Here is a 23,910-nt window from a genome sequence, read left to right as displayed (position 1 = left end):
GCGCCGGTCATTCGCCGATGGAGAATCCGGCCTCGACATCGGCGCTCGAATAGGACTGGAACGCGATGTGCGTTGCCGTCCTGGACACTCCGTCGACCTTGTTGATCCCCTCGGTGACCACTTCGGCGATCTTCGCGTGGTCCCGGACCCGCACGATTGCGATCAAGTCGATGTCGCCGGCGCAGGAGTAGACCTTGTCGACGCCGTCGATATCGGCGACGGCTTGCGCTGTTTCCGGGATGCGGCGGGCTTCGGCGTGGATCAGGACGATGGCGTTGATCATGAGTGCCACCCTATGTGGTGGTGAACAGCGTCGGGCACAGGCGCTCGGGACTCCGGTTCGGGTGTCGGTTCACTGCCGGCGCGGGCCCGCTCGCACCACTCCGCCCACGATCCGGCCCCTCGCGCGGGTTCGCAGTATCCCGCGGAGGCACTGACTATGCGGGTGCCCTCGCTATCGAGCCAACGGGCCAGCAGGCCGGCTTCCTCGGGCGAGGCCCCGCGGAGCGGCGCATCATCCGGAACGACGGTCTCGGCAGCGAGCACCAGAGCCTCGACCACCGGCATCGGGTGTATTCCGCGCCGCGCACGCCCGGAGGATGCGAGCCGGCCGTGCCGGATCACCGCGAACTCCCAGCCTCCGGTGGCGGCCGGGCGGGCCGCCACGATCTCCTCGAGCGCGGTGAGGGCAGCCAGCCGTTGCATCCTGCGCAATGCGAGGGCCACGTCGGCAGTGCGGTCGCGCAGCCGGGCGGCGTTCTCGAACAACTCGCTCGCCGCGAGCCCGTCCAGCCGTGTGCGCATCCGCCGCAGTGGCGTGTCGTCGACGCCTCGCAGCAGGTGACGGAAGAGTCGGGGGCCGGGGCTGTAGTCGTCCTCGGTTTTCAGACCCTGCACGGCCGCCGGGCACCGGGCGAGTTCGCGCGGCGGACATTGCGGTCCATGCTCCCGTCCTTTCGGTATCCGGGTGGTACAGGTTCGCAAGACGCAGTACTCGGCGAGCGTATCCGCGACCTCGACCGCGGTGGAGCGGGACCGGAACGGGCCGAGTGAATCCGGAGTGGGAGTGCGTACGACGGACAGTCGGGGAAAGGCCTCGACTGTGAGTGTGATCCACCATCCGCGCTTCGGATACTTCGACCGCCGGTTGTACGGCGGCGTGTGTGCGGCGAGTAGGCGCAGTTCGCGGACACCGGCCTCGAGCGCGTGCGAGCACTCCACATGATCGATCCGGGTGGTGAGCGCCACCATCTCCTTCATCCGTCCGCGCGTCTCGGACCCGGTGAAGTAATTGCGTACCCGGCGCCGCAGGTCTGTCGCCGTTCCGACGTAGAGCACCTCGTCCGAGGGGCCACGGAACAGGTACACCCCCGGGGCATGCGGTAGGTGACTGGCGAGGGTGCGCTTGGCTCGCTGGTGGGAGGAGACGTCGGGAAGGTAATCGACGAGTTCGGTGAGGCTGTGCACTCCCTGGTTGCCGACCCGATCGATCAGAGCGTGCAGGACGTCGACGGTGGCGCGGGCGTCGTCGAGTGCGCGGTGAGTGGGCTGTGTGCTGACGTCGAAGAGCCGGGCAAGGGAGGACAGCTTCACCGACGGCGCTTCGTCGCGGGTGAGGACGCGGCGCGCCAGCTTGACCGTGCACAGCACCGTGAACTTGGGCCAGGGGGTGTCGGTGGCCGCCGCAGCGGCCTTGAGGAAACCGGTGTCGAAGGGAGCGTTGTGCGCAACCAGCACCGAGCCTCGTGCGAATTCCAGAAAGGCAGGCAGTACCCGCTCGATACGCGGGGCGTCCACGACCATCGCCGTGGTGATTCCGGTGATCTCCACGATGTGCGGCGGGATGGAGCGACCCGGATCCACGAGGGTGGCCATCTCGCCGAGTACTTCGCCCCCGCGCACCTTCACGGCGCCGATCTCGGTAATCGCGTCCTCCCCGGGCCGTCCACCGGTCGTTTCGAGATCGACGATCACGAAGGTGGTATCTCGCAGCGGGGTGTCGAGCTCGTCGAACCTCAGTTGCTCGAACTTCGGTTGCACGAATTTCGGTAACTCGGGTACGCCGGAAACTCTCACAGCCCGGAGCGTATGGGCGGGTACCGACAAGCCACTTCCGGCGAACACTTCGGGGGCGGGGAGACGAGGATCACACTGCCTTTTCCCGGCTCGTCCCAGAGTGCAGTAGCGGGCAGCGATTGTCGCGCAGTGGGTGTGCCTCGGGCGGACGACGACAGGTGTTCGGCCTCGGCGACGCGTCGCGGGTCTCGTATCGCGGAAGGGTATGTGAAGTGCAGGGATGCGGGGTCGGCGAAGGCTCGTCGCGAAAGGGTCGGGCGAAATCGCCACAGCCGCTATCGAAAAGAGATCGGAAACCAACCGGCTGTTATCTCGCTGTTATCGGAACCCGGTACAGGCGCCCGCGGCGGGTTTCCCTGCGTCCGATGGGCAATCTTCGCGTGTCCCGGTCGACATCCGGGTACTCCATTTCGTAACCTTCCTGAGACCTAGCGGAGTCTTGCCGCCCCACACCGGGACAGCATCGCTAGTCACCGCCTAATCGGCTTCTCGTGAGAGGGCCGTACCGGGAACCCAAGTTTCTACTGGGGTGAATCCTGCCGGGACGTTCGCCGGACCGGTGGGTAGGGCTGATCTTCCCAGCCCGAACCCGTCAGCTAACTCGGTCGGCGGACGAATGGAAGAAACGGAGTACCCCTTTCGTGGCGTCACAAGTTTCCAAGCGGAATGTGCGGCGGGCAATCGTCGCCAGCGCTCTTGCAGTAGGTGCGCTCACCGCTACCGCAGCCCCGGCCGCTGCGGACCCCATCACCATCCCCGGAATCGGAACCTTCGAGATCCCGGGCGTCGTCATCCCGCAGGTCCCCGGAGCGCCCGCGCTGCCCGCGCCGCCCGCGTCCTCCACCGGTGACAAAGCTGTTCAGGCAGCTCAGAGCAAAATCGGTGCCCCATACGTCTACGGCGCCGCCGGTCCCAATGCGTTCGACTGCTCCGGTCTCGTGCAGTGGGCGTTCAAGCAGGCCGGACTCAACCTGCCGCGCACCAGCTACGACCAGGCCGCGGCCGGGACTCCCGTCGCGCAGGCCGATCTTCGTCCCGGCGACGTCGTGTCGTTCTACGGTGGGTCGCACTCCGGTATCTACGCCGGCAACGGCAACGTGATCCACGCCTCGACCGAGAGCCAGCCGGTCAAGTTGGCGCCCATCGCGTCGATGCCTTTCGACGGCGCACGCCGCTACTGATCCAGCCGCGTGGCACACGCATCTCCGGGACTCGTCCGGGCATGTACGGGGTAGCTTCGCAGGATCGCGCACGACCACCGAGGGTGGGTTCGAATCGCCATTCGAACCCACCCTTTGTGACATCTCGGCGCCCTGTCACCGTCGGAAATGCGCCCCGATATCGACTGTGCCACGAGGCTGCGTCGGAGGTGGACACGAACGTATGCCATTCCGTAACCTATCCGAGACCTTGCGAACTCATGTCACCCGAACCGGACGACAACGCGGGTCGCCACCTCTTCAGCATTCCGTGGCCGTGCGCGACCGCGGACCCTCGTGTCGCGCATCGCATCGCGTCTCGGGTGGTGGAGATCGATGAACGGAGAACCGCATTCCGTGGGCTCGAACAAGATGAAGCGCTCGCTGCGCAGCATGCTGACCGTGGGCGTCCTGTCCTTGACACTCACCTCTCTGCCCACCGTGTCGGCGGGCGCGGACCCGGTGGTCACCAACCCAACGGAGGCACTGGCCAAACTCGGTGATCTCTCCCGGCAGTCCGAGCAGACGTCCGAGGCACTCCACAACGCGCAGATCGACCTCGACGCCAAGTTGGCGGCACAACGTGACGCCGAGGCGAAGCTCGCCGGTGATCAGGGGGCTCTCGACGCCGCCAAAGCGCGCATTGCGGTGTTCGAGCCGGTGGTGAACAAATTGGCGACAGCCAATTACCAGGGAGCCCGCACCAATCGGCTCTTCGCGGTGATGGTCAGTGATTCGCCGCAGCAACTTCTGGACCAGATGTCGGCTCTCGACGTCATCTCCAACGAGACCCGCAACCAGGTCGCGCAGTTCCAGGCAGCGACGTCGGATGCGGCGAAGGCCGCGGAAGCATCGAAGCAGTCCGCGGACACCGCCCGGTCCGCAACCGAAGAAGCCAAGGCGCTCAGCGACGATTTGCAGCGCAAGCAGAGTGACCTGCAGGCGCAGATCGGTGAGGTGATGAAGGCGTTCGGTGACCTCACGGGTGCCGAGCGCGACCAGTTGGCCGGTACCCCGTTCCCCCCGGGATTCGATCCGAACACGATCCTCGCCCACCTCACACCGGGCTCCGGGTCGAGCGCACTCCAGGCCGGGATGACCCGCATCGGCGACCCGTATGTCTGGGGCGCCACCGGTCCGAACGAGTTCGACTGTTCTGGTCTCGTGGTGTGGGCTTACAAGCAGGTCGGGAAGACGTTGCCGCGGTCGAGTCAGGCGCAGGCAGGCGGGGGCACCCCGGTGTCGCGCGATCAGCTCCAGCCCGGCGACGTGGTCCTCTTCTACGACGACGCCTCTCACGTCGGCCTGTATGCGGGCAACGGCAACATCCTGCACGCGTCCACATTCGGTGTCCCGGTAAAAATCGAGTCGATGGCCAGGTTCCCGTTCTACGGAGCACGCCGCTACTGACGGTGACCGTCCCGCAACCGTTCGAGGTCATGCTCATACACTCACCGGCGTGCCCGAATCAGAGCCGGCGACCGCCGGGGAGCCGACATCACGCCGCCGGACGCGTCCCTGGGAACTCGCCGCCCTGGTGGGACTCGTTCTCGCCGTCCTCGTCGTACTGGCTTTGACTGCATTCTCGCGAACCGGCGAACGCACGGACGGCGCCGTCGGCAACGCCGACACCGCGGAGCAGAGCCGTCGCATCGCGGTGCAGGCCCTCCTGGATCGATGGGCGGAGGCAGTTCGCTCGAACGATCCGGCAGCCTTGTCACAGCTGATGGATGCGTCGGCATCACCCGGATTTCTCGCTGCAGAGACGCGGCGAGCCGCGAATCTCGCGGCTGTCGAATTCTCGGACTGGGGATACGAGCTCGCCGACGGTACCGCGACCGAGGTGCCGGAGAGTCTGGTCGACGCGCTCGGCGCCGACGAAGTGTGGTCACCCGCGGTTCGACTCCGCTATGCGATCGCGGACGTCGACGTGCTTTCCACCCGTAAACCTGTGTCACTGGTCGTCGCCCGGCGCGGTGATCGTTGGACCCTGGTGAGCGACAACGCCACAGTGGACGGGGATCATCGGACTTGGCGTGGGCCGTGGGATTTCGGCCCCGTGGTGTCGCGCCGCGTGGATACAGGCGACGGACTGACGTCGGTGGTGCTGGGGCACCCCGACAACGCCGCAATGGTGGACCGGCTGGCCGAAGAACTCCCGTCTGCGGTGGTCAACGTCACGCAATTGTGGGGGCCGGACTGGGCGGGCAGGACGCTCGTGTGGGTGGCGGCGTCGCAAGACGAGTTCACGGCGCTGGTCGGCCCGGATCACGACGGACGTGACATTGCCGCCGTCGCGATCTCGGATGCCGTCGACCCGGAGGCAGCAGCGGTGAGCGGCCAGCGAATCGTGTTCAGCCCGGCGTCGGCGGAGCGCCTCACCGAGGTGACGCGCCGGGCGATCCTGCGGCACGAACTGACCCATGTGGCGGCGCGGGCCGACACGGTCGATCACTCGCCGATGTGGGTGCTCGAAGGGTACGCGGAGTACGCGGCATACCGCGGTTCCGACGAGGAGAAACGCCGGATCGCACCCGCGCTCACGGCGCTGGTGGACGAGGAAGGCGCACCGCAGAAGTTCCCCCGTGACGAGGACTTCTCTGCGGCAGGTGAGCGCGGGTCCATCGCCTACGAGACGGCGTGGTCCCTCAACGCGTTCGTGGCAGAGGAATTCGGTGAATCGAACGTGACGCAGCTGTATCGTGCGTTGGCTGTCGGGGAGAGTGACCCCGTGCAGGTCGACGACACACTGGCCGAGGTCCTCGACGTCGATGCCGATCAATTCCGGGACGAGTGGGCCGACTGGGTGGGCGCCCGACTGGGGTGACCCTGCGTCGCCCAGCGCCTGGTCAACCGCCTACGGTGGTCACATGCGTCGAACCCTGTTGGTGACGAACGATTTTCCGCCCCGCCCGGGTGGTATCCAGTCGTACCTGCACACCTTCGCCAAGCACTTTCCGGCGGACGACTTGGTGGTGTATGCCCCGCGGTGGCGGGGCGACTCGCATGTCACCTTCGATGCACGACAGCCCTTTCCGGTGGTACGCCATCCCACCACGCTGATGGTGCCGACACCGTTCGTGGCCCGGCGCGCCGCGCGGCTGATCGAGGAGTACGGGTGCGCGAATGTGTGGTTCGGGGCCGCCGCGCCACTCGCCTTGCTCGCTCCGACGCTTCGCCGTGCGGGCGCGCAGCGCGTCATCGCCAGCACGCACGGGCACGAAGTGGGCTGGTCGATGCTGCCCGCCGCGCGGCAGGCGTTGCGGCAGATCGGTGAGCAGACGGACGTCGTCACCTACGTGAGCCGCTACACCCGTGGCCGCTTCGCGTCCGCATTCGGTGCGGGCGCCGCGCTCGAGCACGTGCCGCCGGGGGTCGACACGGAGCGGTTTGCGCCCGACAGCGGCGCTCGCACGGAACTGCGGGCCCGGTACGGGCTGGGGGAGCGGCCGACTGTCCTGTGCCTGTCGCGTCTGGTGCCGCGCAAGGGGCAGGACGTTCTCATCCGGGCCCTTCCGGCCATCCGTGAGCACATCGACGGTGCGGTACTCGTGATCGTCGGTGGTGGGCCCTACGAGGACCGCCTCCGGTCCATTGCCCGGGCGGTGGGTATGGAGGACCACGTGGTGTTCACCGGAACGGTTCCGTCGGCCGAATTGGCGGCACACCATACGATCGCCGACGTGTTCGCCATGCCGTGCCGCACACGGGGCGCGGGACTGGACGTGGAAGGCCTGGGGATCGTGTTTCTCGAAGCATCCGCCAGTGGAGTCCCCGTGGTCGCGGGACAGTCGGGTGGTGCACCGGAAACGGTGCGCCAGAACGAGACCGGGCTCGTCGTCGACGGCACGTCGGTGAACGAGGTGGCCCGTTCGGTGATTGCGGTTCTCGCCGACCGCGATCGCGCGGCCGCCATGGGTGCGGCCGGACGCGAATGGGTCAAGGCGGAGTGGCGATGGGACGTACTCGCCGCCCAGCTGCGGGCACTGCTTGCGTGACCGCCCCGTGAGTACTTCTCAACCGCGGGCGGTTTGTTGAGTCTGGGGACATGTGAGACAGATGATGTCCACCCAGATGTGAGACACGCTGCTGTCGATTGAGGTATGAGGCACCTGACTGGTCGTGGACTTGGTTCATGACCGGAACGGAAGCCGTCATGGCACTGCTACACGCCCTGCTGGTGGTCTCGCAGACCACCGGCGCCGACATGTTCGACGGGAACTTCGCCCGCTGGTGCACAGACCACGGGATCTCCCGCGCCACCGCCTACCGGCACAAGAAACGGATCGAGGAGGACGGCCGGTGGAACGCCCGGTCCCGCCGGCCCACCTCCTGCCCACACGCCACCGCGTGGGAGGTGGAGGCCGAGATCGTGCGGCTTCGCCTCAACCTGCCCCATCACGAGCGCGGCGCCGACACCATCGCCTACCACCTGAACGCGGTCGCCGAGAAACAACACTGGTCCGAGCAGGGCTGGACCATCCCGTCCCGGGCCACGATCAACAAGATCCTCACCCGCTACCACCTGGTCGTCCCCGAGCCGAAGAAACGCCCGAAATCGTCCTACCGCCGGTTCTGCTACCGCAAACCCCGCGACTGCTATCAGATCGACGCCACCGAAGTTCGGTTGGCGACCGGAGCCAAGGCCACCGTCTTCGAGGTCCTCGACGACTGCACCCGCACCCTGGTCGCCACCCGGGTCGCGGACGCCGAGACCGCCGCCGGGGCGATCGCGGCGATCACCGCCGCGTTCACCGACTTCGGGGTTCCGGCACTGGTACTCGCCGACAACGGCAGCGCGTTCACCTCCCGCCGCACCAAGGGCGGCACCTCGGGCTTCACCCGAGTCGTGAAGCGGGCCGGGGCGCGGCTGATCCACTCCACCCCATACCACCCACAGACCTGCGGGAAGGTCGAACGCCACCACCGCACCTTCAAGCAATGGTTGGCCACTCACCCCACCCAACCGACCACTCTGATCGAACTGCAGCAGCTCTGCGACACCTACCAGCGGTTCTACAACACCGACCGCCCGCACAGTGCGGTCAAGATGCCGCCACTGCAGGCCTGGCAGAACGCGCCACTCCTCGGTGGGCCACAAGCACTTCCGATCCAACACGACGCCACCGTGCACGCCCTGATCGTCTCCTCCGCCGGCACCGTGTGCATCGACTCCCACACCCGACTGAGCGTCGGCCGGCGCAGAGCCGGGCATACCATCACCCTGCTCCACGACGACGACCACGTCACCGCCTACACCGCCGACGGCAACGTGATCGGACACCTACACCTCGACCACACCAAGCGCTACCAAGGACAACTCCAACCCGCCTAAAATCTGTCTCGCATCTACCTAGACACCCGTGTCTCATATCAACGTAGACAGCACAAACCGCGGGCGGTTGAGAAGTACTCACGAGCCGGAGGGGACTACTTGGCGTAAATGGCGGTGATCTCCTCGGAGAAGCTCTCGTGCACGACGTTCCGCTTGAGCTTCATCGTGGGCGTGAGTTCGCCTGTCTCCTCGGTGAAGTCGACGGGCAGGATACGGAACTTCTTGATCGCTTCCGCGTGCGAGACGAGTTTGTTGGCTTCGGCGACCGCCTCGTCGATCTCGGCCGTGAGATCGGCGTCGGCGAGCAGATCGCCGACCGTGGTCTCGGCGGGCTTGCCGTTGCGCTCGTTCCACGCGGGGAGGGCGTCGGCGTCGATCGTGATCAGAGCGCCGATGAACGGCTTCTGGTCGCCGACGACGATGGCCTGGCTGATGAGCGGGTGCGCGCGAAGGTGATCCTCGAGCTGCGCGGGGGACACGTTCTTTCCACCGGCCGTGACGATGATCTCTTTCTTGCGGCCGGTGATCGTGATGTAACCGTCCGAATCGACCGACCCGAGGTCGCCGGTGTGGAACCAGCCGTTGTCGAGTGCCTCGGACGTGGCGGCCTCGTTGCGCCAGTATCCGTGGAACACCACCGGTCCCGACAGCAGGATCTCGCCGTCGTCCGCGATGCGCACCGAGTTTCCTGCGAGGGGTTTGCCGACCGAACCGACCTTCTGTTCGCCGATCGTGTTGACTGCGAATGCCGCTGAGGTCTCGGTGAGGCCGTAGCCCTCGTAGATCGTGATGCCGATGCCGCGGAAGAAGTGACCGAGCCGGGCGCCGAGGGGTGCGCCGCCCGAGATCGCCAACTGGCACTTTCCGCCCAGCGCCGCGCGTAGTTTCGAGAACACCAGCTTGTCGAACAGTGCATGCTTGGCCTTGAGGACCAGTCCCGGCCCTCCCTTGTCCTGAGCTTCGCTCCAGGCGATGGCCGTCTCGGCGGCCGCGTCGAAAATCTTGCCCTTGCCCTCGCCGTGGGCCTTGGCGCGGGCACTGTTGTACACCTTCTCGAAGACACGGGGCACCGACAGGATGAAGTCGGGGCGGAACTCGCCGAAAGTGGGGACCAGGTTCGGGATGTCGCTCGTGTGTCCGAGCGCAGCACCGGCGTCGAACGATGCGATGCTCACGGCCCGCGCGAGTACGTGCGCCATCGGGAGGAACATCAGCGTGCTCACACCGGGGGACTTCAGCAGGGTGCCGAGGCTCGAGTTGAGGATGCCCTTCGACTCGGCGATCAGATTCGAGTGCGTCAGCTGGCAGCCTTTGGGGCGACCGGTGGTACCGGAGGTGTAGATGAGAGTCGCGGGGTCGCTCGACTTCAGAGCCGCGACCCGGGCCTCGATCTCCGCGTCCGGGACGTCGATGCCGAGCGTGGTCAGTTCGTCGACGACGCCGCGCTCACCGCCGGCCGCCTCGATCTGGTAGACCCCACGCAGCGCCGACGCCTCGGCGGCGACCTCCTTCACGGTTTCCGCATGCGTGGCGTTCTCGACAATCAACTGGGTGGCTTCGGAATCGCCGAGGATCCAGCGGACCTGCTCCGCCGAGGATGTTTCGTAGATCGGGACGGTAACGCCGCCGGCGGACCAGATGGCGAAGTCGAGGAGCGGCCACTCGTACCGGGTGGCGGACATCAACGCGACCCGATCACCCTGCTGGACGCCTAGGGCGACAAGGCCCTTCGCGACCGCGGTGACCTGTGCCGCGAAATCGGCGGCCGTGACATCGGTCCAGGTTCCCGCGACCTTCCGCTTGTACACGACCAGCGCCGGACGGGCCGCTGCGTGGGCGAACACCGAGTCGACCGCGGACGCGTCCTCCGCGATCGTGAACGACTGTGGCGCGCTGAACTCGGGCACGAAAAACCTCCGACGCTGAAAGATACTGACGAGTAGGATTGTCTGGCTCAACTTTAGACCTTCGCCTGCACCTCGCTGTCCCAGCCCGACGGACCCCTGCTCAGAGCCTGCTCTCGGCCACCGGAGCGACCACGCGGCGATCGTGGCGCGGCAGTGTGTGAAGCTAGTCGCTGTGAGCAGTATTCAGGTCGCAGACCAGACGTTCGTTGCGGCGCCACCCGCGCAGGTAGCGGCGGCGATTGCCCCGCCCACCCGCTGGCGACGGTGGTGGCCCGACCTCACTCTGTCCGTCCGCGAGGACCGTGCCGACAAGGGGATCCGGTGGGTCGTGGCCGGGTCCCTCACCGGAACGATGGAGGTGTGGCTCGAACCGGTGCTCGACGGGGTGATCGTCCACTACTTCCTGCATGCCGAACCGGCCCGGAGCGAGGGCGACGGTTCACCCGACCTGGCCGCACTGAACCGTCGCCGCCGTGTCGAGGGGAAAGTGATGTCCTTCGAGGTCAAGAAGGAACTGGAAGCGGGTCGCGCACCCGGGGAACCACCATCCTGACCTGGCGCCCTTTCCCGGGGCGCCGTCAGCATTGTGTCCGAGCACAGGAATCGTGTGTGATAGTCGGGCACGACACAGTCACGGAACCAGGTAACAGTGTGGCCCGGCCATCGGCGCGCGGGTTCGCACACGCGAAAGGAAGCGTTCAGTCCATGCCCGAGAGGACCAAGAGGTCGATCAGTATCGAGGCGCCGGCCGCCCGGGTGATGGATGTGATCGCCGACTTCGACGCGTATCCGGCGTGGGTGACGGCAGCGAAATCCGTGGAGGTACTGGACCCGGGGCCGAACGGCAGGGCCGATCGGGTGCGCTTCGTCCTCGATGCGGGAATGGTCAAGGACACCTATGTGCTCCGCTACCAATGGGCGCCGGACGGCAAGGCCGTGAGCTGGGAGCTCGAGTCGGGCGAGATACAGAAGGCGCAATTCGGTTCGTATGTGCTCGAGGAAGAATCGGGTGGCAGTACCACCGTCACCTACGAACTGACCGTGGACCTCACCATCCCGATGATCGGCCTGTTCAAGCGCAAGGCCGAAAAGGCCATCACCGATACAGCGCTCAAGGAACTGAAGAAGCGGGTGGAAGGCTGATCAGCGAGGGCGGTAGCGGTCCCGCACGGGTCCAGTTCTTCGTTGGCAAGGGCGGTGTGGGTAAGACCACACTCGCTGCCGCGACGGCGCGGGCGGCTGCGGACAGTGGTAGTCGGACACTTCTCGTTTCCCTCGATCAAGCGCATTCACTCGCCGACGTCCTCGGTGTCGGGTCGGCACGGGACCTCGTGTCGGTGGCCGAAAGTCTCGACGTGCTCGAACTGGACACTCTCTCCGTGCTGGAAAGGCGCTTCAGGAGCGTGTCGGCACTGATCGCCGCCGCAGGCAACCACGACCATGGCGCGCAACTGTCGGCACTGGAGCCCGAGGAGTTGACGGGGCTGCCGGGTGTGCAGGACGTGCTGGGTTTGCGGGAGGTCGTCGGCTTCGCCACCAGCGGGCGGTACGACACCGTCGTCGTGGACTGCCCACCCACCGCGGATGCCCTGCGGATGCTCGACGCTCCTGCGATGACCCTCGACTACATCGAGCGGGTGTGGCCGCAGCATCGGCGGATGATCGCCCTGGTGGGCACGGATCCGCGGCTGGTCATGCTGGTCTCGTTGCTCGAGCAGGTGGTCTCCGCCGTCGGCGAGGTCCGGGCGTTGCTGACGAACCGCTCGAAAACCACTGTGCGCCTGGTGACCGCGCCCGAGCGGGTGGTGCTCACAGAAACTCGCCGCACCTTGGCCGTGGCGGCGCTCTCGGACCTGCGGGTCGATGCCATCCTCGTGAACAACCTTCTGCCGCAGTTCGATTCGACTGATCAGGGAGATGGTCCCGGAGTCGCCTGGCTGACGCGGCGACGCGCGCTCCAGCAGAGGGTGCTCGCCGAGCTCACCGCGTCGGTCGGAGCGACCGTGATCCGCACGGTGACCCGTTCGGTGACGGAGCCGGTAGGGTTGGCCGATCTCGGCGATATCGCCAGGGAGTTGTATACCGACGGCGTGGACGCGGTTGCGGTGCTGGGGAAAAACCCCCCTGCAGTGCGGGTGGGGCTGGAATCGGGGGCCGGTGTGGATTCTGTGTACACGATGCGGATGTATCTGCCGCTCGTGAATCCGTCGACTCTCACCTTGGGTCGAGTGGAGGACGATTTGGTGGTGGGTGCCGAAGGGGTGCGCCGGCGAATACGCCTCGCCTCCGTCCTACGCCGATGCGTCGTTGCAGGCGCGGAACTGGACGGCACCGACCTCGTGGTGCGCTTCACCCCCGACCCTCAGGTGTGGCCGGTATGAACGACGATCACGCCCAACTCGTCGCGGAACTGCGGGCGCTGGCCGAAAATGCCCTGGAGCGACTCGAACCGATCCTGCAGCGCGCCGCGGCACCCCACGCGCAGGACGGGCCAGACGATCCGGCGGCGGGCACCGGCGAGTGGTCGGGGTGCACGTGGTGCCCGGTCTGTGCACTCGCGGCGTTGATTCGCGGAGAACAGCACGACCTCGTGACACTTCTGGCGAATCAGGGGACCGTGCTCATCGCGGTTCTCCGGCAGATACTCGACGAGCATCGTGTGCACGACACCCCGGACGGCCCGCAGGCCCCGGACCCCCCGCCGGGTGGCGCCGAGGACGCAGCACGCGATCCCGCCGGCTCGGCGTTCGTCCCCATTTCGGTCACCATCAAGCAGTGACCGCCGGCGCCCTGTCCGCAGATCTCGTGCGCGCGGGCGGCCCGGCGTGGGCACAATCATGTCCATGAACAACGGCGCGGGCAGCGACACGGGCGGCAGCTCGCCACTGACCATCGGCATCGACGTCGGCGGGACCAGCATCCGTGCCTCGGTGGTCGATGCGAGTGGCGAGGTTCTGGACTCGCTCCAGTCGCCGACACCGGCGTCCGCGAAGGCTCTCGAAAACGGCCTCGACCGGGCCGTACGGGAGCTGTCGGGGCGACACAGTATCGCCGCTGTCGGGCTGGCGGTCGCCGGATTCATCACCCCGGACCGCACCACGGTGCGGTTCGCGCCCCACCTGCCCTGGGTGGGTGCACCGGTAGGGCGGGACCTGGGCGAGCGGCTGGGCCTCCCGGTGATCCTCGAGCACGACGCCAATGCCGCCGCATGGGCCGAGCACCGTTTCGGCGCTGCGGCCGGAGGTCGGAACGTGGTGATGCTCGCCGTCGGGACCGGCATCGGGGCCGCGCTCCTCGCGGACGGGCAGCTCTACCGCGGCAGCCATGGTGTCGCACCGGAGCTCGGGCACATTCAGGTGGTTCCGGGCGGCCGTCCGTGCGCGTGTGGGAAGCGCGGGTGCTGGGAGCGGTACTGCAGCGGCACGGCCCTCGTCGACACGGCGATCGAGCTGCTGGCCGCCGACCCGACGACCTCGACCATCCTCGCCCGTGAAGTCGCCGTCGATCCGGGTGCGCTGACGGGACGGCGGATCGCAGGCGCCGCCCAGGACGGGGACCCCCTGGCCCAACAGACGATGCGGGAATTCGCGCGCTGGCTCGGGGTGGGGCTGGCACTGATCGGCGACGTGTACGACCCTGATCTCATCGTGATCGCAGGCGGCGTGGCAAGCTCGTCCCCGTTGTTTCTCGACGCGGCACGCGAGCACTACGCTGCATTGACCACCGGCGCGGGCCATCGGCCGTTGGCACGAATCCGGTCGACTCAACTGGGTGAGGCAGCGGGCATGATCGGTGCCGCGGAGCTCGCCCGGGCCGTCCTGCCCGACCGGGTAGGTTGACTCCTCTTCGACACCTGTAAACCTGCAGTGTGATGCTGTGCGGGGTACCAGGGCGTATGTAGCGGCCCTCACCTACCCGAAGTAGAGTCGACCCGAACGAAGCTTGGGTTGCAACGGGAGGGACGCCATGTGGTACTGGCTCTTCAAGTACGTGTTTTTGGGGCCGGTTCTCTGGGTGTTGGGTAGGCCCACGGTGGAGGGAACGGAGAACATTCCGGCCGAGGGTGGTGCCATCTTGGCGAGTAACCATCAGGCAGTGCTGGATTCGTTCTTCCTTCCGTTGCGTGTCTCTCGCAGGATCACCTTCCTCGCGAAGAGTGAGTACTTCACCGGGACGGGACTGAAGGGCGCCTTCCAGCGCTGGTTCTTCTCCGTCGCCGGGCAGGTGCCGATCGACCGCACCGGGGCCGACGCCGCGCAGGACGCACTGAATGCCGGTCTGCGGGTGTTGTCGCAGGGGAAGTTGCTGGGCATCTATCCGGAGGGCACCCGTTCTCCGGACGGCCGGCTCTACAAGGGGAAGACCGGACTGGCGCGGTTGGCGCTCGAGTCCGGTGTGAAGGTCATCCCGGTGGCCATGATCGGAACGGCGAAGGTCAACCCGATCGGTTCGCGGCTCTGGCGTCCCGCGAAGGTGACCGTCCGGATCGGGGAGCCGATCGACTTCTCCCGGTTCGAGGGAATGGGCGGCAATCGGTTCGTCGAGCGGGCCGTCACCGACGAGGTGATGTACAAGCTGATGAAGCTGTCCGGTCAGGAGTACGTCGACATCTACGCGGCGACCCTCAAGAAGTCGACGTCGACCGGCCCGACTGCGGTGCCGGAGGCAGGACTCGCCCCGGCCACCGATGTCACTCGGATGCCGGACACACGCGCGAGCTGACTTGCCACGGCCTCAGGCCACGGGGACGGACACGTCGCCTCAGGACACGGGGACGGACACGTCGCCTCAGGACACGGGGACGGACACGTCGCCTCAGGACACGGGGACGGACACGTCGCCTCAGGACACGGGGACGGACACGTCGCCTCAGGACACGGGGACGGACACGTCGCCTCAGGACACGGGGACGGACACGTCGCCTCAGGACACGGGGACGGACACGTCGCCTCAGGACACGGGGACGGACACGTCGCCTCAGGACACGGGGACGGACACGTCGCCGGACGGTGTCCGGCGTTCGTCCCCGTCCGGCCGGGATGCGGCCGTGCCGAAGGTGACGAACGCCACGGCTACCACAGCGAGGCCCCACCACACGTAGGACGACGCCAGGAACTGGTCCCACACACTCCAGTGGACGCCGCTCCAACGGCCGACTCCCAGCTTCCAATGGGCGGCCACCTTGATGACGGCCAGTCCCGCGACTGCGAGGAGCCCGAGCGCGATGCTGCGTCGCCGGTAGGCGAGGACCCCGAGCGTGAGGATGATCGGCACCGACCACACCCAGTGGTGTGACCAGGACACCGGGGACACCAGAAGTCCCAGCACCGCGTTCACCCCGAGCGCGAGCGCGGCCTCTCCGGCGCGGAGCGTTCGGAGCATCGCGACGATCACGACGGCGAGAACCCCGAGACTGAGCAGCAGCCAGATCGGGGTGCGCAACGACTCGCTCACGTCGAAACGTGCCAGCACCCCGGTGATGCTCTGATTTGCCGGATACGCGGGAGTGCCGATCCGGCCCGAGTCGAAGAGAGTCCGGGTCCAGTAGATGACCGAGTCGCTCCACGTTGCGATCGCGCCCACCGCGCTGAATGCAACGAAGGCGGCCGCCGTCGTCACTGCCGCGCGAAAGTCTCTGCGCAGCAGGAAGTACAGCACGAACACGGCGGGGGTCAGCTTCACGGCGGCGGCCAGTCCGATCAACACACCGCGGGGCAGGGGTGTGCGCTTCGCGAGGCAGTCGAACGCCACCAACGCCATCAGCAGGATGTTGATCTGCCCGTAGTCGAGAGTGGACGACACCGGTTCGAGTGTCATGGCCACGGCCAGCCCGCCGAGTGCCGTCCACACCAGGGTGGTCCGCGGGGCGATTCCGAGGGAGTCGAGAGTGACGAGGAGTGCGCCGAACAGGGCGACAAGGGACAGCACGGTCACCACCACTCCTGCGGCCTCCAGCGACACCAGCGACAGTGGACTGAAGACCACCGCCGCGAGCGGCGGATAGGTGAACGGAAGGAAGTTACCCATCTGCGTGGGTGGCATCGATCCGTAGAGAGTGGGCCCGTGGAGGAACACCGACCCGCCGAGACGGTAGACGTCCAGGTCGAGCCGGTAGTAGAAACCGAAGTCGCGCAGACCCGGCAGACCGACGAGGTTATACGCGAAGCCGGTGACGAGTCCGGTGACGATCAGGACCCGGATCAACACACCTGCCACGCGTTGTCCCGGCGGCGTCCGCGGCGCCTCCGAGCGGTCCGCGGCAGTGCCCGCGGACCGACGACCGTCGGGGGTAGCGCTCACCAAGGTCTCCTTCAGGAGTGAGGGGTGGATCCGGTCGACGCCGACGAATGAGGCATAGTCTGCGGGCGTGCGTTACTTCTACGACTGCGAGTTCATCGAGGATGGTCGCACGATCGACCTGGTGTCGATCGGGGTGGTCGCAGAGGACGGACGTGAATTCTACGCCGTGTCCACCGAGTTCGATCCCGCGCGCGCCGGAAAGTGGGTGCGGCGGAACGTTCTGCCGAAACTGCCTCAACCGTCGTCCCCCTTGTGGAAGAGCCGCGCGCGGATCCGCGACGACCTGTACACGTTCCTGATTCCCCGACCCGGCGTGGTGCCCGAACTGTGGGCGTGGGTGGCCGCCTACGACCACGTCGCCCTGTGTCAGCTGTGGGGAGACATGACGGCGTTGCCGCAGTCGCTGCCCCGCTACACCCGAGAGCTCCGTCAGTACTGGGAGGACAACGGCAGTCCAGCCCTTCCACCTGCACCGGGAGACGCACACGACGCACTGGCCGACGCCCGGCACAACATGGCAAAGTTCGAAGCCGTGCGGGTGGCGCGGTCGCTGCGGTGACCTGACTCGCCATCCGTCCTGCCGAGCGAATATCCTGTATGGGTGAACTGGACTGTCGACGTGCCGATCGACCGCTTGCCCGAACTTCCGCCGCTTCCTTCCGTGATGCGTGAGCAGCTCGACGCTGCCCTGGCCAAGCCGGCTGCCCAGCAGCCGCAGTGGCCGGAGGGGCAGGCCGCGGCGATGCGGACCGTCCTCGAGAGCGTTCCGCCGATCACGGTCGCCAGCGAGGTCGTCGCGCTGCAGGAGAAGCTGGCGCAGGTGGCCCGTGGGGAGGCATTCCTCCTCCAGGGCGGTGACTGCGCGGAGACCTTCGCCGACAACACCGAGCCGCACATCAAGGGCAACATTCGCACGCTGCTGCAGATGGCCGTCGTCCTCACCTACGGCGCGAGCCTGCCCGTGGTCAAGGTTGCGCGCATCGCCGGTCAGTACGCGAAGCCGAGGTCGTCGAACGTGGACGCACTGGGACTGCAGTCGTACCGCGGCGACATGATCAACTCCCTCGTCGCGGACGAGGCGGTGCGCGCCCACGACCCGTCGCGGCTGGTGCGCGCCTACGCGAACGCGAGTGCAGCGATGAACCTCGTCCGCGCGCTCACCGGCGCGGGCATGGCCGATCTGCACAAGGTCCACGACTGGAACCGTGAGTTCGTGGCGTCCTCACCCGCGGGTGCCCGCTACGAGGCACTTGCCGCGGAAATCGACCGTGGCCTGCAGTTTATGAACGCGTGCGGCGTCACCGATCCGAGCCTGCATCAGGCGCAGATCTTCGCCAGCCATGAGGCACTGGTCCTCGATTACGAGCGAGCGATGCTCCGTCTGGACAACGACGACGATCACCCCAAGCTGTACGACCTGTCGGCCCACTTCCTGTGGATCGGTGACCGCACCCGTCAGCTCGACGGAGCGCACATCGCGTTCGCGGAACTGGTGTCCAACCCGATCGGTCTGAAGATCGGTCCCAGCACCACCCCCGAGATGGCCGTCGAATACGTCGAGCGTCTCGACCCCACCAACAAACCGGGCCGGCTGACACTGATCTCCCGCATGGGCAACAACAAGGTGCGCGACCTGCTGCCGCCCATCATCGAAAAGGTGCAGGCCACCGGCCACCAGATCATCTGGCAGTGCGACCCGATGCACGGCAACACGCACGAGGCGTCCACCGGCTACAAGACCCGTCACTTCGACCGCATCGTCGACGAGGTTCAGGGTTTCTTCGAGGTCCACAACGGCCTCGGCACCTACCCGGGCGGCATCCATGTCGAGTTGACCGGCGAGAACGTCACCGAGTGCCTCGGCGGCGCCCAGGACATTTCCGACCTCGATCTCTCGGGCCGGTACGAGACTGCCTGCGACCCGAGGCTCAACACGCAGCAGTCACTCGAACTGGCGTTCCTCGTCGCGGAGATGCTGCGCGGCTGATCCGGACAGAGTCAGGGCAGCGACACCAGGGTGATTGTGCTCCCGGGTTTCACCAGGTCGCCGCTGCCCGGGTTCTGGCTGATCACCACCGACCGGTCGGTGTCGGTGACTTGACGCACCTTCACCTCGAGTCCCAGTCGCGTCAGTTCGTCGCGAGCGGATCCGACGGTGCGTCCGAGCATCGACGGCACCCGCACAGCGTTGGACACCGTCAAGGTGACACTGCTGCCTGCGCTGACCTGGGTACCGGCTTTCGGGTCGGTGGCGATGACATCGCCTTCCTCGACCTTCCGGTCGAAGTCGGTGGCAGTGTCCTGCACCACGATGCCGACCGCTTCGAGGGACGCGCGTGCCTCGGCCTCCGACATTCCCCGCACGTCGGGGATGTCGACGGGGGGAGCGCCCTTGCTGACGATGAGTTTTACCTGCGAGCCCGTGGGGAGTGAGGTGCCGGGCGCCGGATCGAGCGCGGCCACCGCACCGATCGGAACCTTCGCGCTGAATGCCTGACCCCCGTCGACGGGCATGAAGGTCCGGTGCCGAAGCTCCCGCTCGATCTCGGAACGATCGCCGCCGGCGGGCAGGGGAGGGACGGTCGGCTGTCCGAGTGACACGACGAGCGCGACCGTGCCGTCCCGGGAGATTCGCGAGCCGCCCGGGGGATCCGTCCCCAGCACGGTGTCGAGGGCGGCTGTATCCGAATACTCGCCGCGAATCTCCGAGGTGAGCCCTGCCGCCTCGATCGCCGACACCGCGGCACCTCGATCCAGCCCGTCGATGGCCGGGACCGCGGTGTACCGGCCGGAACCCATCCACCAGCCGCCGAACCCCACGGCGAGGGCGAGCATCAGTACCACCAGCAGCCACAGGATCGTCGTCCGCCGCGACCGCTGACGTTCGGCGGCGAAATCCGGATACCGGTACCCCTCGTCAGGTTCGTCGTCGCCGTCCGATCCGTGCCCGTCCATCGGGGGACGCGGGGTACCCGCCGTCACGATGCGGGTGTGCTGGATACCGGGCTGTCCGCTGTGTTGCGGGAGCGGTGCGTGGAGAGGAGCAGCGGGAAGGTGCGCGGTGGGTGGGGCGAGCGGGCTGGGCGGCGAGGTGAGCGGAGGTGCGCTCGCAGCGGCCGCAAGATGCTGGGCCGAGCGGCGGGGTGCGGGCACCCGGTAGGTGGGCAGCTCGAGCGCCGCCGCGATGCTACGGAGTGCCGTTCCCATCTGTTCGGCGTTGGCGAAACGGTGTGAGGGTTCCCGGTGGGTGGCCTCGGCGACGAGTTCGTCGAACTCGTGCGGAACCCCGGCGATGTACGACCCCGGTCGGGGAACGTCCTGGTTGATGCGCTGATACGCAACGGAAAGGGAGGTGTCCCCGGTAAACGGTGTGCGCCCGGTGAGAAGCTCGAACAGCAGGATCCCGGTGGAATAGACGTCGCTGCGGGTATCCGCGACCCCGGACGTGACCTGCTCGGGAGACAGGTATGCGGCGGTACCGAGAATGACGCTGTTGGACGTGGTGTTCGACGCTGCTGCGGCGCGCACCAGACCGAAGTCGGCGATCTTCACCTCGCCGCCGTCGGAAATCAGGATGTTCTCCGGTTTGACGTCCCTGTGCACGAGTCCGGCACGGTGAGCGACGGCCAGCGCATCGAGAACCGGTCCAGCCACCGCGGCCACGGCATGCGGAGGCATCGGCCCGCGCTCGCGCAACAGTTCCCGTAGCGTTCCCCCATCGACGAGTTCCATCACGAGAAAGGCGTGTTCGCGGTCGTGTCCCTGGTCGTAGACGGCGACGAGTGAGGGATGCCCCAGCCGGGCCACCGAACGGGCTTCGAACTCGAAGCGGGAGACGAAGGCAGGGTCGGCAGCGAACTGCGGGTCCATCACTTTGATGGCCACCGGACGGTCGAGGCGCATGTCGAGCCCCCGATACACGGTGGACATACCCCCACGCGCGATCAGGGCATCCACCCGATAGCGCCGGTCGAGCAGTTCGCCGATCAAACGTTGACCTCCATCGTGCACTGTGTCCGTCCCCCGTAATGTCCGCGCAGTCCGGCCACGCGCCCTCCAATCGTAGCCAGCCGGACCGACCGGTAGCGCCACGGCGGAACCGACCAGATAACGTTAGGGGAGTGAGTGCCATCCCTTACTGTGACGATGTCCTGGACCCTTCCGTCTCGCTACTACAGCTGGTGGACGTGGCGAAGTCGCTGGGTGTACCCGTCACACGTGTGCAGCAGCTTCTACGGGATGAGCAGCTGATCGCTGTTCGCCGCAACGGTGTGCTCGGCGTTCCGGAACTGTTCTTCGGTGAGGACGGGCAGACGCTGAAGTGGCTGCCCGGCCTCATCGCGGTACTACACGACGGCGGCTTCCGCGACGAGGAGATTCTGCTGTGGCTTTTCCGGAAGGACGACAGCCTTCCGGGGACGCCCGTGCAGGCGCTGCACGGGGATCTGGCTCGAGAGGTCGTTCGCCGGGCACAGGCGATGGGTTTCTGAGCGTCGTTTCACTGCGTGCCGCGTATGGGAACCGCGAGCCGGGCGAATTGGGGAATGGCGGTGGACCACCGGTTCCTGCGCGGCACCGTCGCGCGCTGGTGTAAGACGGCATAGCCGCTGCGCTCTATTTCGTCGAGAATCCTCGAGTACAGCACGAAGGCCGTTCTGATCCCGGGCTGTACCCGGCGGTCCAGCATGCCGATGCCCGGCTCCGCATCCCGGTACACCGCCCGGGTGACCGCGATGAGGTGGGCGAGCGCACGAACGATGCGCTGATCCGTTGTTCCGGTGCGTCGGCTGGACATCAGCAGGTCGGTGTCGACACCGAAAGCTGCCAGCTCGTCAGCGGGGAGGTATACGCGTCCCCGGTCGAGGTCTTCTCCGACGTCCCGGAGGAAGTTGGTCAGCTGGAACGCTTCGCCGAGCGCAGCGGCGTGGGGCTCCGCCTCGTTCGCGGGACAGATCGTGCCGAGCACGGGCAGCATCTGGAGCCCGATCACGGCGGCGGACCCGTACATGTACTCCCGCAGTGCCGGCATCGTGGTGTACCGGGCACGGTGCGACGGGGTATCCGGAATATCCATCCGCATCGACTCGAGGAACGCAAAGAAGTATTCGGGCGAGATGTGGAAGGTCGCGACCGAGTCCAGGAAAGCGGGAAGGACGGGCGCCAGCTCGGGAACCGCTCGCGGGTCGATTGCAGTCGGGTCGTCGAATCCCCGTCGAAGCATCGATTCGATTCGATCGAGTTCTGCTGCACAGTCTTCGGTCGACCGCACGCCGCCCATCTCGACATCGACGATGTCGTCGACGGTGCGGGCGAACGCGTAGAGCGCGTGAACCGCGTTGCGGCGGTGCCTGGGAAGTAACCGGGTGGCGAGGTGGTACGTGCGTCCATGCTCCGCTGTCAGAGCACCGCAGTAGCGATAGCTCTCCACCAGCTCCGTCATGGCCCGGCTATTCCACGCCGGGTGACGCGGCTACGCGTCGGAGTCCGGAGGAGGGGACCTCCGGGGACGGCCGGGATGCGCGCAAGCGCAGAGGGTCGACCGTGCGCAGCGACACCGCCGCGACCACAGCCGCGAACGTGGCGAGAGCAACGTGGGGGAAGGTGTAGAGGCCGATCGAGCCGTCGGGCTGGAATACCAGCATCAACCAAGTGGACAGCCCGACGAGCACCATCAGCGTGCGTGTGGACAGGGCGAAGCCCGCTGCGATGGCGACGGGCCAGGAGTAGTACCAGGGCAGCGCGGCCGGCGAGAGAATGACGATGGCGACCAGGACGATCAGGATTCCGAGTATTGCGTCCCGTTCGGTGTTCTTGAATTTCCACCAGACGGTCAGGACGATCGCGACGAGTGCGGCTGCGCAGATCGGCCGGGTGATCGCGAGGATTTCGCCGAGCCGCAGATCCGCGAACCAAGACGTTCCGACGGTCACGACATGGGCAAGGATCGTCGGCAACGACAACCAGTTGATGATCTTGTTCGAACCCGACAGGGCCGTCATCCAGCCCAGTCCGACCCCGGCCACCGCCGACGCTGCGGCGAAGATGACGACGAACACGGCGACCCCCGCGCCGGCAGTTTTCGCGAACAGTGCCAGCGGCGATGCCGGAGTACGCCCTTCGGCCTCCGCTCTCTCCTTCTCGTGCAGCATCCAGATCCACACCATGAAGGGGAGTGCGGCACCGGCGGTCGCCTTGATCGCCACCGCAATCGCGACGAGCCCGATGCCCGCGAGATGGCGTCGCTCGAGGACGAGCGCAATGCCCGCCGTCATCAGGCCGACCATCAGCATCTCGTTGTGGACTCCACCGATGAGATGGACCAGAACGAGGGGGTTGAGCACTGCCAGCCACAGGGCGATGGCCGGGTTTCCGCCGAGGTGACGTGCGAGGTGGGGGACCGCCCACATCATGAGAGCGAGCCCCGGCAGCATCGTCAGACGCAGCAGCATGGTGCCGGCGATGACGTTGTCACCGGTCAGGGCGGTGATTCCCTGACCGAGAAGCAGGAAGACCGGACCGTAGGGCGCCGTCGTCGTGGTCCACACGTTGCTGACGTTGTCGAGCAGAATCCCAGGATTGACCACCGGGCCCACGGCATAGGGATCGAAGCCGTCGCGCAGGAGGGCGCCCTGGGCGAGATACGAGTAGGCATCGCGGCTGAACATCGGCACCGCCAGCAGCAGGGGCGCCGTCCAGATCGGAACGATCAGGCGCAACTGCCGCAGAGCCACATCCCCGGCCAGCGTGCCGCGCCCCAACCGGACCCAGGCGGCGATCATCGAGATGACGCCGATCCAGACGATGGCGGTGGACAGTATCTGGCCGTGCCCGAACCGCAGCCACGACAGATGCATCGCCTCGAGCAGGGGATCCTCGCGGCGGACGCTACCCGCACCGAAACCACCGAACGTGATCATGATCGCGCCGGCGAAACCCAGGATCGCCGCATGTCCCGCCTGGCTGCGGAGGAAGTCGGCCGTGGTCTGAGGCCACGAACGGTGCGGCGGTGTCGTCGCAGGGGCGACGGTCGCCTGCGGGGCAGAGGACGTCATGGGTGCAGATTCCTCCCCCGAGGTGAGTTCGGTTGCGATCG

Annotated in this window: 21 protein-coding genes and 1 riboswitch; of the genes, 14 read left to right on the top strand and 7 right to left on the bottom strand. The window is 66.9% G+C overall.

The window, feature by feature from the left end; all coding sequences use genetic code 11:
- Positions 1-7: 7 nt before the first annotated feature.
- Entirely contained in the window at positions 8-283 is a 276-nt protein-coding gene (locus L1080_RS13100) for an Lrp/AsnC family transcriptional regulator (protein ID WP_109335029.1), read from the bottom strand.
- Entirely contained in the window at positions 280-2,076 is a 1,797-nt protein-coding gene (locus tag L1080_RS13095) for a DEDD exonuclease domain-containing protein (RefSeq protein WP_374435943.1), read from the bottom strand. The genes L1080_RS13100 and L1080_RS13095 overlap by 4 nt, the downstream gene beginning before the upstream one ends.
- Before the next feature lie 464 nt (positions 2,077-2,540).
- Positions 2,541-2,703, top strand: a riboswitch (cyclic di-AMP (ydaO/yuaA leader).
- A 14-nt stretch (positions 2,704-2,717) separates the two neighbouring features.
- Between L1080_RS13095 and L1080_RS13090 the strand changes: the two genes are divergently transcribed.
- From L1080_RS13090 to L1080_RS13070, 5 genes are all read left to right on the top strand, one after another.
- Entirely contained in the window at positions 2,718-3,257 is a 540-nt protein-coding gene (locus L1080_RS13090) for an NlpC/P60 family protein (RefSeq protein WP_250777104.1), read from the top strand.
- A 375-nt stretch (positions 3,258-3,632) separates the two neighbouring features.
- Positions 3,633-4,685: a C40 family peptidase gene (locus tag L1080_RS13085; protein ID WP_159927122.1), complete on the top strand. Its 1,053-nt coding sequence runs from the start codon at positions 3,633-3,635 to the stop codon at positions 4,683-4,685.
- Between the two features lie 49 nt (positions 4,686-4,734).
- Positions 4,735-6,102 carry a hypothetical protein gene (locus L1080_RS13080; RefSeq protein WP_250777103.1) on the top strand — a complete coding sequence of 456 codons (1,368 nt, stop codon included), beginning with the start codon at positions 4,735-4,737 and terminating at the stop codon, positions 6,100-6,102.
- Positions 6,103-6,145: 43 nt separating this feature from the next.
- Positions 6,146-7,273 (top strand): glycosyltransferase family 4 protein, encoded by a 1,128-nt coding sequence (locus tag L1080_RS13075; RefSeq protein WP_159921677.1) that lies wholly within the window; start codon positions 6,146-6,148, stop codon positions 7,271-7,273.
- A 137-nt stretch (positions 7,274-7,410) separates the two neighbouring features.
- Positions 7,411-8,610 carry a DDE-type integrase/transposase/recombinase gene (locus L1080_RS13070; protein WP_459030939.1) on the top strand — a complete coding sequence of 400 codons (1,200 nt, stop codon included), beginning with the start codon at positions 7,411-7,413 and terminating at the stop codon, positions 8,608-8,610.
- A gap of 95 nt (positions 8,611-8,705) precedes the next feature.
- Here L1080_RS13070 and L1080_RS13065 read toward each other — a convergent pair whose 3' ends face one another.
- Positions 8,706-10,517 carry an AMP-dependent synthetase/ligase gene (locus L1080_RS13065; protein WP_250774177.1) on the bottom strand — a complete coding sequence of 604 codons (1,812 nt, stop codon included), beginning with the start codon at positions 10,515-10,517 and terminating at the stop codon, positions 8,706-8,708.
- A 172-nt stretch (positions 10,518-10,689) separates the two neighbouring features.
- On the opposite strand from L1080_RS13065, the gene L1080_RS13060 reads away from it, so the two are divergent.
- The 6 genes from L1080_RS13060 (at position 10,690) to L1080_RS13035 (ending at position 15,239) form a co-directional block, all read left to right on the top strand.
- Positions 10,690-11,070 (top strand): polyketide cyclase / dehydrase and lipid transport, encoded by a 381-nt coding sequence (locus L1080_RS13060; protein WP_159921681.1) that lies wholly within the window; start codon positions 10,690-10,692, stop codon positions 11,068-11,070.
- A gap of 152 nt (positions 11,071-11,222) precedes the next feature.
- A complete protein-coding gene (locus L1080_RS13055) occupies positions 11,223-11,660 on the top strand; it encodes an SRPBCC family protein (RefSeq protein WP_159921683.1) in 438 nt (145 codons plus the stop codon).
- A complete protein-coding gene (locus L1080_RS13050) occupies positions 11,657-12,898 on the top strand; it encodes an ArsA family ATPase (protein WP_284708483.1) in 1,242 nt (413 codons plus the stop codon). Before L1080_RS13055 ends, L1080_RS13050 begins: the two co-directional genes overlap by 4 nt.
- A complete protein-coding gene (locus tag L1080_RS13045; RefSeq protein WP_250774181.1) occupies positions 12,895-13,296 on the top strand; it encodes a hypothetical protein in 402 nt (133 codons plus the stop codon). The genes L1080_RS13050 and L1080_RS13045 overlap by 4 nt, the downstream gene beginning before the upstream one ends.
- Positions 13,297-13,360: 64 nt before the next feature.
- Positions 13,361-14,356 (top strand): ROK family protein, encoded by a 996-nt coding sequence (locus L1080_RS13040; protein ID WP_109335033.1) that lies wholly within the window; start codon positions 13,361-13,363, stop codon positions 14,354-14,356.
- Positions 14,357-14,483: 127 nt separating this feature from the next.
- The gene (locus tag L1080_RS13035) at positions 14,484-15,239 is read left to right on the top strand and encodes a lysophospholipid acyltransferase family protein (RefSeq protein WP_159921687.1); all 756 of its coding nucleotides are present in this window, start codon (positions 14,484-14,486) and stop codon (positions 15,237-15,239) included.
- A gap of 255 nt (positions 15,240-15,494) precedes the next feature.
- On the opposite strand, the gene L1080_RS13030 is transcribed toward L1080_RS13035, so the two are convergent.
- A complete protein-coding gene (locus L1080_RS13030) occupies positions 15,495-16,817 on the bottom strand; it encodes a glycosyltransferase 87 family protein (RefSeq protein WP_250774183.1) in 1,323 nt (440 codons plus the stop codon).
- Between the two features lie 67 nt (positions 16,818-16,884).
- On the opposite strand from L1080_RS13030, the gene L1080_RS13025 reads away from it, so the two are divergent.
- Both L1080_RS13025 and L1080_RS13020 read left to right on the top strand, forming a co-directional pair.
- Positions 16,885-17,376, top strand: a complete 492-nt coding sequence (locus L1080_RS13025) for a polyadenylate-specific 3'-exoribonuclease AS (protein ID WP_159921691.1) — start codon at positions 16,885-16,887, stop codon at positions 17,374-17,376.
- A 42-nt stretch (positions 17,377-17,418) separates the two neighbouring features.
- Positions 17,419-18,804, top strand: a complete 1,386-nt coding sequence (locus L1080_RS13020) for a class II 3-deoxy-7-phosphoheptulonate synthase (protein WP_109329236.1) — start codon at positions 17,419-17,421, stop codon at positions 18,802-18,804.
- Positions 18,805-18,815: 11 nt separating this feature from the next.
- On the opposite strand, the gene pknB is transcribed toward L1080_RS13020, so the two are convergent.
- A complete protein-coding gene (gene pknB, locus L1080_RS13015) occupies positions 18,816-20,828 on the bottom strand; it encodes a Stk1 family PASTA domain-containing Ser/Thr kinase (RefSeq protein WP_250774185.1) in 2,013 nt (670 codons plus the stop codon).
- A gap of 110 nt (positions 20,829-20,938) precedes the next feature.
- Between pknB and L1080_RS13010 the strand changes: the two genes are divergently transcribed.
- Positions 20,939-21,307 (top strand): Rv2175c family DNA-binding protein, encoded by a 369-nt coding sequence (locus L1080_RS13010; protein WP_250774187.1) that lies wholly within the window; start codon positions 20,939-20,941, stop codon positions 21,305-21,307.
- Between the two features lie 8 nt (positions 21,308-21,315).
- Here L1080_RS13010 and L1080_RS13005 read toward each other — a convergent pair whose 3' ends face one another.
- Together L1080_RS13005 and L1080_RS13000 are read right to left on the bottom strand one after the other, a co-directional pair.
- Positions 21,316-22,257 (bottom strand): phytoene/squalene synthase family protein, encoded by a 942-nt coding sequence (locus L1080_RS13005; RefSeq protein WP_250774195.1) that lies wholly within the window; start codon positions 22,255-22,257, stop codon positions 21,316-21,318.
- A 7-nt stretch (positions 22,258-22,264) separates the two neighbouring features.
- Positions 22,265-23,869, bottom strand: coding sequence for an alpha-(1->6)-mannopyranosyltransferase A (locus tag L1080_RS13000; protein WP_159927128.1), 1,605 nt, complete (start codon positions 23,867-23,869; stop codon positions 22,265-22,267).
- Positions 23,870-23,910 lie beyond the last annotated feature (41 nt).

Source organism: Rhodococcus sp. MSC1_016, from assembly GCF_023667485.2.
GTDB classification, from domain to species: Bacteria; Actinomycetota; Actinomycetes; order Mycobacteriales; family Mycobacteriaceae; genus Rhodococcus_F; species Rhodococcus_F oxybenzonivorans.
This window is presented reverse-complemented; position numbering and strand designations above follow the sequence as displayed.